At 48.0% G+C, this 15,764-nt stretch carries 14 protein-coding genes and 1 riboswitch; all 14 genes read left to right on the forward strand.

The features are described 5' to 3' along the window. Positions 1-228: 228 nt before the first annotated feature. Positions 229-855, forward strand: coding sequence for a GntR family transcriptional regulator (locus tag LPY66_RS05095; RefSeq protein WP_337987017.1), 627 nt, complete (start codon positions 229-231; stop codon positions 853-855). Positions 856-893: 38 nt separating this feature from the next. After that, the gene (locus LPY66_RS05100; RefSeq protein ID WP_337988027.1) at positions 894-2,279 is read left to right on the forward strand and encodes a sensor histidine kinase; all 1,386 of its coding nucleotides are present in this window, start codon (positions 894-896) and stop codon (positions 2,277-2,279) included. 45 nt (positions 2,280-2,324) lie between these two features. Continuing rightward, the gene (gene acpS / locus LPY66_RS05105; protein WP_337988028.1) at positions 2,325-2,681 is read left to right on the forward strand and encodes a holo-ACP synthase; all 357 of its coding nucleotides are present in this window, start codon (positions 2,325-2,327) and stop codon (positions 2,679-2,681) included. 83 nt (positions 2,682-2,764) lie between these two features. Continuing rightward, positions 2,765-4,336, forward strand: a complete 1,572-nt coding sequence (locus LPY66_RS05110; RefSeq protein ID WP_337987018.1) for an NAD(P)H-hydrate dehydratase — start codon at positions 2,765-2,767, stop codon at positions 4,334-4,336. A 30-nt stretch (positions 4,337-4,366) separates the two neighbouring features. Further along, positions 4,367-5,488: an alanine racemase gene (gene alr / locus LPY66_RS05115; protein ID WP_337987019.1), complete on the forward strand. Its 1,122-nt coding sequence runs from the start codon at positions 4,367-4,369 to the stop codon at positions 5,486-5,488. A gap of 101 nt (positions 5,489-5,589) precedes the next feature. Next, positions 5,590-5,779, forward strand: a riboswitch (cobalamin riboswitch). Between the two features lie 345 nt (positions 5,780-6,124). Continuing rightward, positions 6,125-7,270 carry a cobalt-precorrin-5B (C(1))-methyltransferase CbiD gene (cbiD, locus tag LPY66_RS05120; protein ID WP_337987020.1) on the forward strand — a complete coding sequence of 382 codons (1,146 nt, stop codon included), beginning with the start codon at positions 6,125-6,127 and terminating at the stop codon, positions 7,268-7,270. Next, complete coding sequence (cobI, locus tag LPY66_RS05125; protein ID WP_337987021.1) at positions 7,267-7,968, forward strand: precorrin-2 C(20)-methyltransferase; 702 nt, start codon at positions 7,267-7,269, stop codon at positions 7,966-7,968. Before cbiD ends, cobI begins: the two co-directional genes overlap by 4 nt. Continuing rightward, on the forward strand, positions 7,965-8,729 hold the full coding sequence (gene cobM / locus LPY66_RS05130) for a precorrin-4 C(11)-methyltransferase (protein WP_337987022.1): 765 nt from the start codon (positions 7,965-7,967) through the stop codon (positions 8,727-8,729). Before cobI ends, cobM begins: the two co-directional genes overlap by 4 nt. A gap of 15 nt (positions 8,730-8,744) precedes the next feature. Continuing rightward, complete coding sequence (locus tag LPY66_RS05135) at positions 8,745-9,803, forward strand: cobalt-precorrin 5A hydrolase (RefSeq protein WP_337987023.1); 1,059 nt, start codon at positions 8,745-8,747, stop codon at positions 9,801-9,803. Further along, the gene (gene hemA / locus LPY66_RS05140; protein ID WP_337987024.1) at positions 9,793-11,034 is read left to right on the forward strand and encodes a glutamyl-tRNA reductase; all 1,242 of its coding nucleotides are present in this window, start codon (positions 9,793-9,795) and stop codon (positions 11,032-11,034) included. The genes LPY66_RS05135 and hemA overlap by 11 nt, the downstream gene beginning before the upstream one ends. 9 nt (positions 11,035-11,043) lie before the next feature. Further along, positions 11,044-11,772: a precorrin-3B C(17)-methyltransferase gene (gene cobJ / locus LPY66_RS05145; RefSeq protein WP_337987025.1), complete on the forward strand. Its 729-nt coding sequence runs from the start codon at positions 11,044-11,046 to the stop codon at positions 11,770-11,772. Further along, complete coding sequence (gene cobK, locus LPY66_RS05150; protein ID WP_337987026.1) at positions 11,769-13,142, forward strand: precorrin-6A reductase; 1,374 nt, start codon at positions 11,769-11,771, stop codon at positions 13,140-13,142. The genes cobJ and cobK overlap by 4 nt, the downstream gene beginning before the upstream one ends. A gap of 130 nt (positions 13,143-13,272) precedes the next feature. Continuing rightward, entirely contained in the window at positions 13,273-14,169 is an 897-nt protein-coding gene (gene hemC / locus LPY66_RS05155) for a hydroxymethylbilane synthase (protein WP_337987027.1), read from the forward strand. After that, positions 14,170-15,681, forward strand: a complete 1,512-nt coding sequence (cobA, locus tag LPY66_RS05160) for a uroporphyrinogen-III C-methyltransferase (RefSeq protein WP_337987028.1) — start codon at positions 14,170-14,172, stop codon at positions 15,679-15,681. The last annotated feature ends 83 nt before the right edge of the window (positions 15,682-15,764 follow it).

Consider the following 15,764-nt stretch of genomic DNA (forward strand, 5'->3'; position numbering starts at 1 on the left):
TGCATAATTTGCGCATTTTAATAGAAATAGTGTGAATGATTACGAATAATCCGGCTAAAATCGTGTAAATCATCTTAGATGACAGTATTTAACCGGCAAATAGGTTATCTGTGTCAAAAGTAGGGTATAATGCCTAAAAAACCATTGTCATCCCTATTCCCCTGGGGTAGAATTGTAACAACAGGAAAAGTAAAGATTTATTACGTACGCGAAAGTAAGGGGTTTAAATTGGAACAGGCAAGGTATCAGGAAATCGCCTATGAAATTGCACATGCTGTCGTTCTTGGGGAGTATCATGAGGGCGATAAGATTCATGGAAGATCGACGTTAGCCGGAAGATTCAATGTTTCTCCTGAAACCATCCGCAGAGCCATAGCAATCCTGCAAAGCGAAGGTGTCGTTGAGGTCAAACAGGGCAGCGGTATCGTTGTGGTTTCACGTACGGAAGCTGAAAAATTTCTAAAATCCTTTGACCAAAAAAATGAGATCCAAGCATTTATGGATGAGTTAAAAAGTTTGATGGATAAACGAAAAGAAATTGATAAACAGATTGACACCCTTTTACAAAAGGTTTCTACGTATGCCGATCGATTTATTACGCGCTGGAATGATGTTCAGGAAATAGAGATTCCGCAGGATTCAGCAGCGGTAGGTTCAACATTGACCGAGCTAAAGGTAAGAGAAAAGACTGGCGCAACGGTTGTCGGTGTCGTTCGTAACGGTGTCGAGAACTTTTCGCCCGGTGCGGACTTCCTTTTAGACGCAGGTGATATTTTACTTCTCGTTCTAAATTCAGAGGAAGGAAGAAAGAAAATCCAGACCTTACTTAAAAAGGGCGTGAAGAAACGATTATGACAGAAAACGTTTTGAAAACAAGTAAAGCCAAAGTAAAGATGATTACCATTTGGAATAGGAATAAAGATACTGTACTCTTGCTGGTTTTTATTTTAGAAATAATACTCGGTATTTATCTGGAAAATGCTTACCTTCTTGCTGCCTTTATGATCTTGGATGCCTGTTATTACTACTGGGAAAAAAAGAGAATGGAGAAAAAAGCAGCACCCCAAAATACGATGCAGCGTGAAGCATTGAGCGTGAAAATAGCACATGAGACACTGCCTTATATGCGCGGTGGGTTAAATGAACAAAACGCAGCAGAAATCGCAAGGATCATACAGGATATTTCACAGGTCGCGGCCGTCTCGATCACTGACTGTGAAAAACAGCTGGCGTATCTTGGGGCCGGCTGTGAGATGCACCATCCTGGGGATAAAATCCTGACTGAAGCCACACGGGAAGTCATACGGACGGCTAAGTATAAAATAGTAGAGACACAAGCCGGATTAAACTGCCCCATGTTCGGGAGTTGTGATTGCCCGTTAGCAGCAGCAATCATTGTCCCTTTGGTTTGCCGCGGCAATGTTGTCGGGACGTTTAAACTCTATGAGACAAAAGGTGGAGCAATATCGCCGGATATCGCTCGCTTAGCCATTGGAATGGGTCAGATCTTAAGCCTCCAGGTGGAAATCGCCGAGTTGGACCATCAGGCGAATTTGGCCATGGAAGCTCGTCTCGATGCCCTGCAGGCACAGATTAATCCGCATTTCTTTTTTAATGTGCTTAATACGATTATTGCCACCAGTCGGACGAATCCCAATCGTGCCCGGAGGCTGCTGATCCATCTGGCAGAATTCTTCCGGAAGGCATTAAAGTCCAGGGGTACTCAAATCTCGCTGTTGGAAGAAATGGAGTTCGTAAATAATTATTTTGTCTTGGAAAAAGCGCGTTTTGGGAAAAAACTGAAAATAAAGCATGAGATTCCGAGGGATCTTATGAACGCAGAAGTCCCCCGATTAAGCATCCAACCGTTAGTGGAAAATGCGGTGAAACATGGTATTACCCCCATGCTTACACCGAATGGTATCGTAACCATCAACGTAACAAAAATGGAAAAGGACGATGGAAACTCCGAACTGATGGTGAAAGTGATAGATAATGGTATGGGTATCGAAGAAGAACGATTAAAAGATGTTCTTCTACCCGGTGTCGGTTCCGGCAACGGCGTAGGACTTGCCAATGTTCATGCCCGGCTCAAGGGAATGTACGGCGAAGAATACGGTTTAACGTTTGAAAGTAAACTTGGAGAAGGTACGACCGTAACCATGCGGCTTCCCTATTCGGAAATCATCAAGCCGGATAGTCCTGTCAACAGGTCCGATGACATCATGACGCTGACGGATAATAATATGGCATTAATGGATAATGATGCGAATGGATAGAAAAGTTGCCTTCATTAGGAATAATGTTTAGAAATGAGGATCAGCGTGTATCCTGGAATTGATATAATTGAAATTTCACGGTTTGAGCAAGCATACAGACGACACCCCAGATTAGCCGCTCGTCTATTTACGGAAAAAGAACTGGCTCTGCTCGAGAATAAAAACATCGCTTCTTTAGCGGCTCGATTTGCCGGTAAAGAAGCGGTTTTAAAGGCTTTGGGGATTGGACTTAGCGGTGTTTCCTGGCATGATATTGAAATATTCCAGAACACAACAGGAGAACCCTATGTTGTACTTAGTGACAGAGCGTGTATCATAGCCCGAGCAAGAGGGGCCGGCATAGTGCGTCTCAGCCTTTCTCATACCAAGGAGATGGCAATTGCGTCGGCCATTTTGGTATAAACGCTTTTTTCATTTGACGCAGTACGCTATAATAATAAAAGTATATTCAATAAGAAATATAATTTTCCGAGGAGGGCTATAAGATGCGTATTGTAAGTGCCGGACAAATGCGCAATATTGATTCCCATGCCATTAATGACTTCGGCATCCCGGGATCAATTCTCATGGAAAATGCTGCTCTGGCTGTGGTTCGGGAAATAAAATCCCTTCTGGAAGTTGGCGGAAAATGTCTGCGCGGACAAAAGGCCGTCATACTTGTCGGTAAAGGAAACAACGGCGGTGACGGTCTGGCTGTCGCCAGGCACCTCCGCATTTTAGGGATGGAAGTAACTGTTTTTCTCTTTGCTGTCCCCACCGAACTGCAAGGGGATGCCAGGTTAAACTATGATTTATATCAAAAAATGGGTGAAAAGATTATCCCGGTTGATGATGAAAAACAGCTTCGTTTGTTCAAACTGGCACTGATGCAATCGAATGTGGCTGTTGACGCACTCTATGGCACCGGTTTTAAAGGGGCTATTCCTGAATTTATCCAGGGTTTCATTGAAGATTTGAATAAAACAGATCTTCCTGTTGTTTGCATTGATATCCCCAGCGGGTTAGAAACGGATACCGGAAAAGTACATAATATTGCGGTAAAAGGGGATGTCACTGTTACGTTTGGGCTGCCAAAGCTGGGGCATTTTCTGGGAGAAGGCCTGATTTATACAGGAAGGCTGGTGACGGATCCGATTTCTATACCGGAAATTGTCATCAGCGAGGAAAAAATATTTGCCTACCTTTTAACGGATGAAGTTATCAAACCGCTCATCCCGATTCGGCATCCATTAGGGCACAAAGGGACACATGGCAAGGGGATATTGATCGGCGGATCATTGGGGATGAGCGGCGCCGTCATGTTAGCCGGGCGTTCTGCTCTACGCTGCGGTATCGGACTGCTTCAGATCGTAACACCGGAAGCAATCGCGGAAACAGTTGATCTGGGTGTAATCGAAGCAACCGTTTGGCCGGCGCCGGACTATGAAATGCTCTCAGCCAATGCCTGGCTAAATATCAAAGAGCGGCTGACGGATGCAGATGCTTGTGCTGTTGGACCGGGACTTAAGCAAACGGAGTCATTTCTTGCAGTTATAAAAAATATACTTGTAGAGACAAATATTCCAGTCATACTCGATGCCGATGCGTTAAACCTGATGGCGAAGGAACCGGAACTCTTAAGTGCCAGGAAAGGTAAGGGCAATCTCATTTTAACGCCGCATCCGGGTGAAATGGCACGCTTATGCGGTATGACACCAGCGGAAGTACAGGACGACCGCCTTAAGATTGCGATGGCTAAAGCTGTTGAGTGGGGAGCTATCATCGTTCTTAAGGGGGCGGGTACCATTGTGGCATCACCTGACGGGAGAGTATTCCTTAATATGACCGGGAATACTGGCTTGGGTACAGGCGGTACCGGGGATGTCCTGACTGGCAGTATCCTATCCTGGACTGCCCAAGGCGTGCCGCCACTTGGTGCAGCGTGTATGGGAGTATACCTTCATGGTAAAGCAGCGGATTCCTTGAAAGAGCAATATGGGTTATCTGGCTATACCGCATCGGAAGTAACGGAGTATTTGCCCAAGGTTCGCAGAGAAATTGAAGAGCAAAAAAATTAATATATGGACAGAACACATGAGGAGAATAAAATGGAATTTTTTCGTCCGGTTTGGGCAGAAATTGATTTAGGCGCATTGAAACGAAATTTCAGAAGGGTAAAAAGTTTCACCAAAAGTGATGTGATGCCCATTGTCAAGGCAGATGCCTACGGACACGGTGCCATAGCGGTAGTCCGCGCTTTAAGAGAAGAAGGGGTAACTCGTTTTGGCGTTGCGATATTAGATGAAGCACTGGAATTGCGGAAGGAATTTCCGGATATTGCCATCATGGTCATCGGACCGACGCTCCCGGAGTATTCGGAGATCATGGTCAGAGATGATATTATCCCGGAGGTATTTCAACTGCGCCAGGCTGAGGCCCTATCGGCTGCGGCCGAGAAGTTGCATAAAACAGCCAGGCTGCATATCAAAGTGGATACAGGGATGGGCAGGATCGGGTTTCGGGATAATGCGTTTGAAGCGATTCAAAAGATTGCCGGGCTTCCCGGTCTTTTTTTGGAAGGAATCTATACGCATCTCGCTACTGCTGATGGCACCGATCTGACCTATGTCTCCAAACAGCTAACGCTATTTAATACCCTTCGTGATCAGTTACGTGCTGCCGGAATTACTATTCCGATCCGCCATGCGGCTAATTCTGCAGCGATCATCCAAGTGCCTGAAAGTCATTTTGAACTTTGCCGTCCGGGGATTATTTTATATGGACTTTTGCCGATGACGCATACCGGCCAGGAAGCAGGATTTGAACCGGTACTTTCATTGAAGACGCGTATATCTCAATTGAAAACAATCCGCAAAGGGGAGAGTGTCGGATATGGCAGGACCTTTGTTGCGGAACGTCCGACGCAAGTGGCGACGCTCCCGATCGGCTATGCTGACGGTTGGCGGCGGTCATTGTCCAATAACGGTGAGGTCCTGATCAAAGGGAAACGGGCGGCGATCATCGGCAGGATCTGTATGGACCAAACGATGGTGGATGTGACCGATATTCGCGGGGTAGACGAAGGGGACGAAGCGATCTTAATCGGCGATTGCGGGGAAGATCGAATTACAGCCGATGAAATTGCGGGCCGTTGCGGGACTATCAGTTATGAGATCACCTGCGGCTTGACCAAAAGAGTGCCGCGAGTGATAGTAGACAATGATATTTAGAGAATAATATTGTCGAAAATAATAGTTGATTCCATTATAAAAGGGCGCTATAATGAGTCTGGATTATATCCAAAAACGATTGAATCCAACTTAATGGATAATTGAATACGTGTAGAACAGGTGTTGAATGATGCAGGCAGCATCATTTAGTGAAAAGGAAAGTCGGGTTAAAGCCCGCGCGGTCACGCCGCTGTAATAGAGGAGTTCTTCAGGAATGCCACTGGGAAACTGGGAAGGTCTGGAGAATGATGATACTGGAGCCAGAAGACCTGCCTGTTTGATCTCACCGTTATACTCTACGAGCGATAGAGAGGTGTGTGGTATTTCAAAAGGTATTTCCTTCGAATATAACCTCTCAACATAACGAGTTGAGAGATTTTTTTTCTGTTCACGGATGAACAACTGGGCCGAACAAAGATCATTCATAATTCGCAGTACCTTGTTTATTGCAAACTATCGGCTTAGTCCATATGGAGAGTTGGCGCTTCACTTATGTCACGGATGACAAGAAGAAATCCGGAATATCAATTTACGGCTTCCAATAAATCGGATATCTTCTGGAGATTTCGATATACTTCAAATAAAGTTAATTGAGCTTTACATAGAAATAAATTTAAACTAAGGAAATAAGTACTTATGGACCAGGCAGAACTTTATGTCCTCAAACAAAATAAAAAACTGCGCTGCGGCTTCACGACAGGATCCTGCGCGGCGGCAGCAGCCAAAGCCGGAACTGTGATGCTGCTGAGCGGCGAACTGTGTACGGAAATAGCCATTGCTACACCGAAAGGCATCGTCACCACGATGAAAGTACTGGAAATACAGCGGGATGATCATCAGGTGACCTGTGCCGTCAAAAAAAACAGCGGCGATGATCCGGATGTGACCGACGGGATCCTCATTTTCGCTACGGTTGCCAAAGCGCAAGAGCAGGCTATTCGCGTCGACGGCGGCACGGGAGTTGGCCGGGTCACAAAGCCCGGACTGGCCTGCCCAGTAGGAGAAGCAGCAATCAATCCGGTTCCCCGAAGTATGATCATCGCGGAAGCAGAGAAAGTCTGCAACGCGCTGGGCTATGAGGGTGGTCTCACTATTACGATTTCTGTTCCGGAAGGGGAAGCGGTTGCCAGGAAAACTTTCAATCCCCGTTTGGGTATCGTCGGCGGGATTTCGATTTTGGGGACTTCCGGCATGGTTGAACCCATGAGCGAGAAAGCGTTGATCGATACGGTTCGGCTTGAGATGAACCAGCAAAAGGAAAAGGGCTGCCGCCATCTGTTGGTGTGCCCGGGAAACTACGGGGAAACATTTGCCCGCGGGACATTAGGATTACAGAATACCTTGGTCCAGTGCAGTAACTATATTGGTGAAATGCTCGATTTTACCGTGGAATTGGGCTTTGACAGCCTGCTTTTGATCGGACATGCCGGAAAACTGGTTAAGCTGGCTGCCGGTATCATGAATACCCATTCTCGCTATGCGGACTGCCGGATGGAGGTTATCGCCGTTCATGCAGCCCTTCACGGTGCTTCGCGGGAGATCGTTCAGGAGATCATGCGTTGTCTGACAGCACCGGAAGCGGTTGCCGTTTTGGACCGCTATGGCCTCCGCAACGATGTATTCGCGTCGATTATGTTAAAAATCAATGACTATGTACATTACCGTCTGCAAAACAAAGTGAAAGCCGGTGTGATCTTGTACACTAACGAACAGGGCATCTTGGGCAAAACTCCGGAAGCAGATGAAATCATAAATAAGCTTAAAAGGATGGAAACAGCATGAACGCAGCATTATATGGAATAGGCGTTGGGCCTGGGGACTTTGAACTAATGACGCTGAAGGCGATACGGATCATCAAAGAAGCAGACCTGATTGCTGTTCCGCGTACCGATGAAAAAGAAATGACCGCCTGGAATATCGCTAAGCAGGCCGTTGATCTTTCCCAAAAAGAAATACTCGAACTCTATATGCCGATGACCCGGGATGCTCAAATACTGGCACAAAGCCATCAAAAAGCGGCTGAGCTCATCATGGACCAGCTCAAACAGAACAGGTCGGTGGCGTTTCTGACCCTCGGGGACCCGTCAATCTACTCGACATATATTTATTTGCACAACCGAGTACTGGATGCGGGTTATGATGCCCGGCTGATACCGGGAGTCCCCTCTTTCTGCGCAGTTGCCGCCCGGCTCAACACCCCCCTTTGCGAGGGAGCGCAGCCGCTGCACATTATTCCGGCATCCTATGAGGGATCCTTCGATTATCTGAGTTGGGGCGGGACCAAGGTCCTAATGAAATCCGGCAAAGAATTCAGCAACGTGAAGGAAGAATTGCTCAGCAGAGACCTGGTTGAGGATACCCAGATGGTAGAATGCTGCGGTATGCCCACGGAGAGAGTGTATCATGATATCCGAAATGCCAAGGGGAAAGCAAGCTATTTTTCGACGATCATTGTCAAAGAAAAGGAGATCACCAAATGATTTATTTTGTTGGAGCCGGTCCGGGAGCAGTTGATTTGATTACCGTGCGCGGCAGAACGCTCTTAGAACAGGCCGATGTTGTCATCTATGCCGGTTCATTGGTTAATCCGGAACATTTGAGCGTTACAAAAAAAGAATGTGTCATTTACGACAGTGCGAAAATGACGTTGGAAGACGTGATCGCAGTGATGGTTCCTGCCGAACGGGCTGGAAAAAAAGTGGTTCGCCTGCATACCGGTGATCCGAGCATTTACGGTGCGATCCGTGAACAAATGGATCTGCTCGATGAAGAAAAAATTCCTTACGAAGTGGTTCCCGGAGTCAGCTCTTTTTTCGGTGCAGCTGCCTCCCTAAAGAAAGAATATACCTTACCGGACATCAGTCAGACTGTGATCATCACCCGGATGGAAGGCAGAACTCCGGTACCACCGAAAGAAGATATTGCGCTATTGGCATCCCATCAGGCCACCATGGCGATTTTTCTCAGTACCGGGATGCTGGATAATTTAAGTGCTAAGCTGATCGCAGGCGGTTATACAGCTGACACACCGACGGCCATCGTCTATAAGGCCACATGGCCCGACGAGAAACATTTCCATTGTACGGTAGGGACCTTGGCCCAAACAGCCCGCGACAATCAGATCACCAAGACCGCGTTGATTCTCGTAGGATGGTTTTTGGGGGATGTCTACGACCGTTCCAAACTCTATGATCCGACATTTACCCATGAATTTCGGGAAGGTAACGATTCGCGATCTTGAAAATGAGGGTTGATCATGAAAATAGGCATCCTGGCCTTTACGGTCAACGGTGCGGATCTCGCACAGAAAATAAAAAAGGTGTTTGCATCCCAGGGTGATGAAGCCCGCTGTTATCTGCCGGAAAAACTTTGCGGACAAATCGGCGGCACGGAGCTGGCAGAGCCGATCCTGCCTGATTTAATAAGCTTCACGGGCAGACTGTTTACGGCGAATGAGGCCTTGGTATTTGTCGGGGCCTGTGGGATCGCAGTGCGGGCCATCGCCCCCTTCGTCCGGGATAAGACGGCCGATCCGGCAATTATATGCCTTGATGAAAAGGGAAAGTTTGTCATTCCGCTTTTGTCCGGTCATATTGGCGGTGCCAATAGGCTGGCCGACAGGATTGCTGAGTCGCTGCAGGCCGTCCCGGTGCTTACTACCGCTACAGATGTCAACAATCTCTTTGCCGTTGACGAATGGGCCGCAGTCCATGATGCCTGGATATCCGATATGAAAGCAGCGAAAGAAATCTCAGCGCGGCTGCTGGCAGCTAAGCCTGTGGGCTTTTACAGCGAACTGAAAATTGAAGGAAAATTGCCCCGACTAATCCAAAAGGATCGACCTGACCTTGATCTTGGCATTTGTGTTTCGCTGAATGCCAAGATACACCCATTTACACACACGTTGAATATTGTTCCGCGGACGGTATATCTCGGGATCGGCTGCCGGCGAGGTACGCCGCAGAAAGAGATCGGAGAGCTCGTATTGGAGCAGCTGGAAAAAAACAGGATCAGTCCCGAGGCGGTTGCAGGGATTGCCAGCATCGACCTTAAGGAAGATGAACAGGGTTTGCAGGACTTTGCTGCCCAAAATAGCCTGCCGCTGCATTTTTATACGAAAGACCAGCTTCTTACCGTACCGGGTAACTATACAGAGTCAGAATTTGTCAGCACGATTACCGGTGTCGGTAATGTTTGTGAACGGGCTGCCGTACTGGCAAGCGCCGGTGGGAGCCTGATCAGTCCGAAAGTATCCGCTCATGGGGTGACCGTTGCTCTGGCCCAGAAGGAATGGAGGGTTAGCTTTGAATATTAGAATGATCGGCATCGATCATGAAAAAGCGTCCTTAAAGGAACGTGAACTGTTTGCCTTTACGCCGACTCAAAGCAGACAAGCGATGGAGGCTGTTGTCAAAAGGGACGGTATGGAAGGGGCCGTGATTATTTCCACCTGTAACCGTACGGAGCTATGGCTCAGCGAAAAAGAGGGTTACATGGTTGATTTGGCCCAAGTTCTATGTGACCTGAAAAACTTGGAGAAGACAGAACGGGAAAACTATGAGCACCTCTTTGTCCTTCGCCGTTCCCAAGAAGCGTATGTTCACCTTTTTCAGACGGCCTGCGGACTCAAGTCCCAAATTTGGGGCGAAAGCCAGATTTTGTCCCAAATCAAAAACGCCATCGAGGAAGCCAGAGAAGCCAACACAGCGGACCTTTATTTGGAAAAGCTGTTCCAGATGGCAGTGACCTCTGCCAAGAAAGTTAAAACAGAGATTAAGCTGACCGCAACCGATGTGTCGGTGGCGACCAAAGCGCTGGAGAGAATTCAGGAAGTTGTGCCCTCTCTGGTGAATAAACGCTGTCTGGTCATCGGCAACGGCGAGATGGGAAAGATCGTCGCCAGCCAGTTAGCATTGTGCGGCGCAGAGGTTTATATTACCTTAAGACAGCATAATCATAAGACATATGTCTTACCGAAGCGTTGCAAGGGTGTAGATTATGAAGAACGTTATGCTGAAATGGCGGAAATGGATATTGTGGTCAGTGTGACGTCCAGCCCGCATTATACCGTGAAAGCGGAGGCCTTGGCTGAAGTCCTGGCCCCCGGGTATGGAACAAAAGTTTTTTGTGACCTGGCCGTGCCGCGGGATATTGAACCTACGGTGCGTGAAATAGATAATATCATTTTACTGGATATGGACAGTCTGGGACTGGCGAAGGCAGAGCTTCGAAATAAGCGTTCTTTAGCTGCAGCAAATGCCATCATTGAGGAACATATCGCGAAGTTTATCGCCTCCTTTGAAATCCGGAACTATCTGCCCCTTTTGCAAAACATATCCAGTTCAGCTTCGGAAAAAATCTGCCGCAACTTGCAAAAAGATCTGGAGAATCTCGATTTAAGTGATCAGGAAAAGACGGCATTTGAAAACCGATTGGCCCAAGTCGCAGAAAAAGTAGTCAGCTCGGTACTGTATGGATTCAGAGACAGTATTGATCGCGATCTTTGGAATGAGTGTTTTACAAATTTAGAGAAAGTGATAAGGTAAAAAGAGACGATGAAAATATATGTGGTAGGCTTAGGACCGGGCGGTCCGGAACAAATGACCAACCGTGCGCTGGAGGCACTCCGGGAAAGTGACATCTTAGTTGGCTATACGTTCTATATCGATTTGATCAAGGATCAATTCCCCGGGAAAGAAATAATTGCCACCCCGATGAAAAGAGAAGTCGACCGCTGTCGGACAGCCATCGAAAAGGCTTTGGCGGGTGCGACAGTGGCAGTGGTTTCCAGCGGCGATGCCGGAGTGTATGGTATGGCAGGGATCGTACTGGAACTTGCCGAGCCTTATCCCATGCTGGAGGTTGAGGTCATTCCGGGAATTACCGCTGCCTGCAGCGGGGCCGCCGTTCTTGGAGCGCCTCTCATCCATGATTTTGCCGTGATTAGTCTCAGTGATTTATTAACGCCCTGGGAAAAGATCGAAGCCCGGTTGGCGGCGGCAGCCCAGGGGGATTTTGTTATTGTACTCTATAATCCGTCAAGCATGAAACGGCACGATTATTTGCAAAGAGCGTGTGATATTGTAATGCGTCATCAAAGCAATGGTGTACCGTCGGGTATTGTGCGCAGTATTGGCAGAGACGGCGAAAACTACGAGCTTGTCTCCAGTTTGACGGAATTACGAGAGAAAAAAGTGGATATGTTTACGACGGTCATTATTGGAAATTCGCAGACACGGATCATTCATAACAAACTGGTGACACCAAGGGGATATAAAAAATGATGAAAAAGCCGGTATTCTGGATCATTGCCGGGACAACTGAAGGAAGGGAATTGGTCGGTGCGCTGCGCCGCAGCAACGCCGAAGTCTATGTTTCAGTGGCCACCGATTATGGCCGGGAATTGATTCAGGCTGGCAGGAATATTCACATTCAGGCCCGGCGTTTGAGCCCGGAGGAAATGAAGGCTTTCATCGGGGAGGTTAAGCCGGACTGCGTGATCGATACTACGCACCCTTATGCCCGGGTCGTAACGGATAATATCCGGGAAGCGTGCCTTGAGACATCAACAGACTATATCCGGCTGCAAAGAGCAGAGGATCAATCATACCAAGAAAAAACAGTATCTGATCCGAAAGTATCGGATAATATCATCAGCGTAAATAGCAGCAGGGAAGCAGCCCAGATATTAAACGAAACCACCGGCAACATTTACCTGACCTGCGGGAGCAAGGAAATCGACGCCTTTACTATAGTCCGGGACTACCGGGAAAGAGTTTTTGCCAGAGTCCTGCCCATGCCGGAAGTGATGGCAAAGTGCGAAATGCTTGGCTTCAAAAAGTCCAACATCAGCTATATGCAGGGTCCTTTTTCCACGGAGCTGAATATCGCGATGCTGCAAGCAGCCAAGGCTGACTTCCTGGTCACCAAGGATTCCGGTATCGCCGGAGGATTCCGGGAGAAAATGGAGGCAGCCCGGGAACTCGGTATTACCGTTATACTGATTAAGCGTCCCGAGCCTGGCGCCGTGGTAACCAATCAAGGGGAGCAGACAGATCAGGCAGATAATACAGATAAGGTAGATATTGTAGATCCACATCAGACAGTATGGTCAGGGCAATGTACCATTACCGCTAAAGACGAGCTTCTACAAAAATTGGTTACAGACTATTCGTTGGAATGGCAGCAGGAGCATCCTTGGTTTCCGCTCTTTATCTCCCTGGAGAATAAAAAAATTGTTATCTTCGGGGGCGGGAAAATCGCGGCAAGAAGAATCAGAACCTTGCTGCAATTTAAGGCCAGCATAACGGTGATTGCCCCAGAAATCATTCCGGAGCTTGAAGCAGACCTCGCAATCAATGAAACGTGTTCCGTGTATCGCCGCCACTATACTGAAGGAGACTGTCAGGGTGCATGTCTGGTCCTGGCCGTAACCAGTGATTCCCACGTAAACCGACAAATTGCTGAAGAGTGCACACGCCATGGCATTCCAATCAGTGTTGCGGATGCCAAAGAACTCTGTACATTCTATTTCCCGGCTGTGATCCGACGAGGAAATATGGTGATCGGGCTGACGGCCAGCGGGGAAGACCATAGGGGGGTCAGGAAGGCTGCAGATAAGCTCAGACTGCACGTGGATGAATTACTGGAATGACACGCCAGTTGTTCGGAATGAAACCGATACACATCGCGACATAATAACCTAATTTAATCATGACAGTATCGCTTAAGTCAGATTTGTTAGGAGATAAAATAACAGGTTTAACCAGAATAGAGGTAGCCGCATGGGAAAAAGGAAAATAATCGTTGGCAGCCGGGATAGCAGGCTGGCGGTAATCCAGTCAGAGATGATCATGGGAATGATCCGGGAAAACCATCCTGAACTGGAACTGGAGCTTATCACCATGAAAACCACAGGGGATGTTATTTTGGAACAAACTCTTGATAAAATCGGTGGTAAAGGTCTTTTTGTCAAAGAATTGGATAAAGCCTTGAACGAGGGTGTGATCGATATCGCGGTACACAGCCTGAAAGATATGCCGGCTGAACTTCCGAAGGATCTGCCTATCGTGGCTTTTTCCCAAAGAGAAGATCCCAGAGACGTCTTGGTCCTGCCACTGCATATGGAATCGATGGCGAACATGGACAAAGAGAAAGCGGTAGGCTGTTCCAGTGCGCGACGGACGATCCAGCTTCATGATCTTTATCCGGGATTTCAGGTCAAACCGGTCCGGGGCAACGTAATAACCCGCTTAAGAAAACTGGATAGCGGCGAATTCAGTGCCTTGTTGCTGGCTTATGCCGGACTCAAACGCTTATCATTGGAAAGTCGGATCAGTAAAATTTTCTCTACTGAGGATATGATCCCTTCAGCCGGCCAAGGGATACTCGCAATCCAAGGCAGAAAAGGGGAAGATCTTAGTTTCCTGCAATGTGTTAATAACAAGGATTCACAAAGTGCAGCGCTGGCGGAGAGAGCTTTTATCCAGACACTGGACGGAGGATGCAGTTCGCCTGCTGCCGCCTTTGCCGAGGTAGCCCATAATGAAATCCGGATCACGGGTCTGCATGTCGATGTCATTACCGGCGCCCAGGCGAGAGGTACAATCAGCGGGAACACCGAGGATGCTGCGGAATTAGGACATCGTTTAGCCGTGAAACTGCTTTCGGAGGTAAAATAAATGGAAAACAGGAAGACAGGAAAAATCTGGCTGGTCGGAGCAGGCCCGTCGGATGCAGGACTTTTAACGCTGAAAGGTCTTCGTGTCCTGCAAGATGCGGAAGTCGTCGTCTACGACAAACTCGTCGGGATTGAGATATTGAATCTTATTCCAAAAGAAGCGAAAAAGATCGATGTTGGCAAACTGCCGACCTATCATCGTGTCCCGCAGGAAGAAATCAACCGGATCCTGCTGGCAGAAGCACTGGAGGGCAAACGTGTCGTCCGCCTGAAAGGTGGAGACCCGTTTATGTTCGGACGGGGCGGCGAGGAGCTGGAACTTTTATCTGAACGTAAGATCCCCTTCGAAGTGGTACCCGGCGTCACATCCGCCATCGCTGTTCCGGCTTATGCAGGGATCCCGGTGACGCACAGAGATTTTTGTTCCTCACTGCATATCATTACCGGCCATACCAAGGAAGGCGAGGCACCCAATATTGATTTTCAGGCTGCGGTCAATATGAAAGGAACCCTGGTCTTTTTGATGGGGGTCTCCGCAGTTAAAAGTATCTCCGAGGGACTATTAAATGCGGGTATGGCTGCCGATATGCCGGCAGCGGTCATTGAAAAAGGAACCACAGCCAGGCAGCGCAGGCTGCTGACCACTGTCGGCTCGTTGCCCGAGGACGTGGCCAAAACAGAAATTCATAACCCAGCAGTCATCGTGATTGGAAAGGTTTGTTCTCTGGCGGAGAACTTCGAATGGGCAGGACTGCGTCCCCTTGCCGGCAAACGGGTGGTGGTCACCCGGCCCGAGAAACTCAATTCTGTGCTCAGTCAGAAGATCCGTGATCTGGGCGGAGAAGCGGTGGAGTTTCCGTGTATCCAAACCAGAGCAATTCGTGAAAATCCTGAATTTAATGCTGCTTTGGAACAGATCAGGGACTATCATTGGCTGGTGTTTTCCAGCGCCGTCGGTGTGGAGACCCTTTTTGATAAAATGAAGGAAATGAAGCGCGACATCCGTGAACTCTACGGGCTTAAGATTGCGGTTATCGGCAGCGGAACAGCGAAGCCGCTTACGCAGCGCGGCATGTATGCGGACTATATGCCGGAAACCTTTAATGTGGCCAGTCTGGCCGAGGGATTGACCAAAGTCCTGGCTCCAGGGGAAAGGGTTCTTGTCCTCAGGGCCCGGGAAGGATCCGATGATTTGAATCAGATATTCGACCGGGAAGGCATTGTCTATGATGATATTCCCGTCTATGATACTGTTTATGAAGCCGACGGCAACAGCTTTTCCAAGGATATTATACAGGCCTATGATTTTGATTATGCCGCCTTTACGAGCGCTTCCACAGTGAAAGGCTTTGTCAATGCCCTGCCGGAGCTTGATTTTACCAAAGTTAACGCCGTTTGTATTGGGGAGGAAACGGCGAAGACTGCCGAGGCCTATGGTATGCATTGTATTACTGCTGAAAAAGCGACGTTGGACAGTATGGTTGAGGCGATTGCCAATCTCATTGGTAAATAAGTTGAACTGGACTTGTTGATACTTTTATTGATGATTAAGAAATAAATGATTGAATAAAAGTTTAGTGTAAGTACCGAAGGAGG

Origin of the sequence: Dehalobacter sp. DCM, from assembly GCF_024972775.1 — a bacterium.
Lineage (GTDB): Bacteria > Bacillota > Desulfitobacteriia > Desulfitobacteriales > Syntrophobotulaceae > Dehalobacter.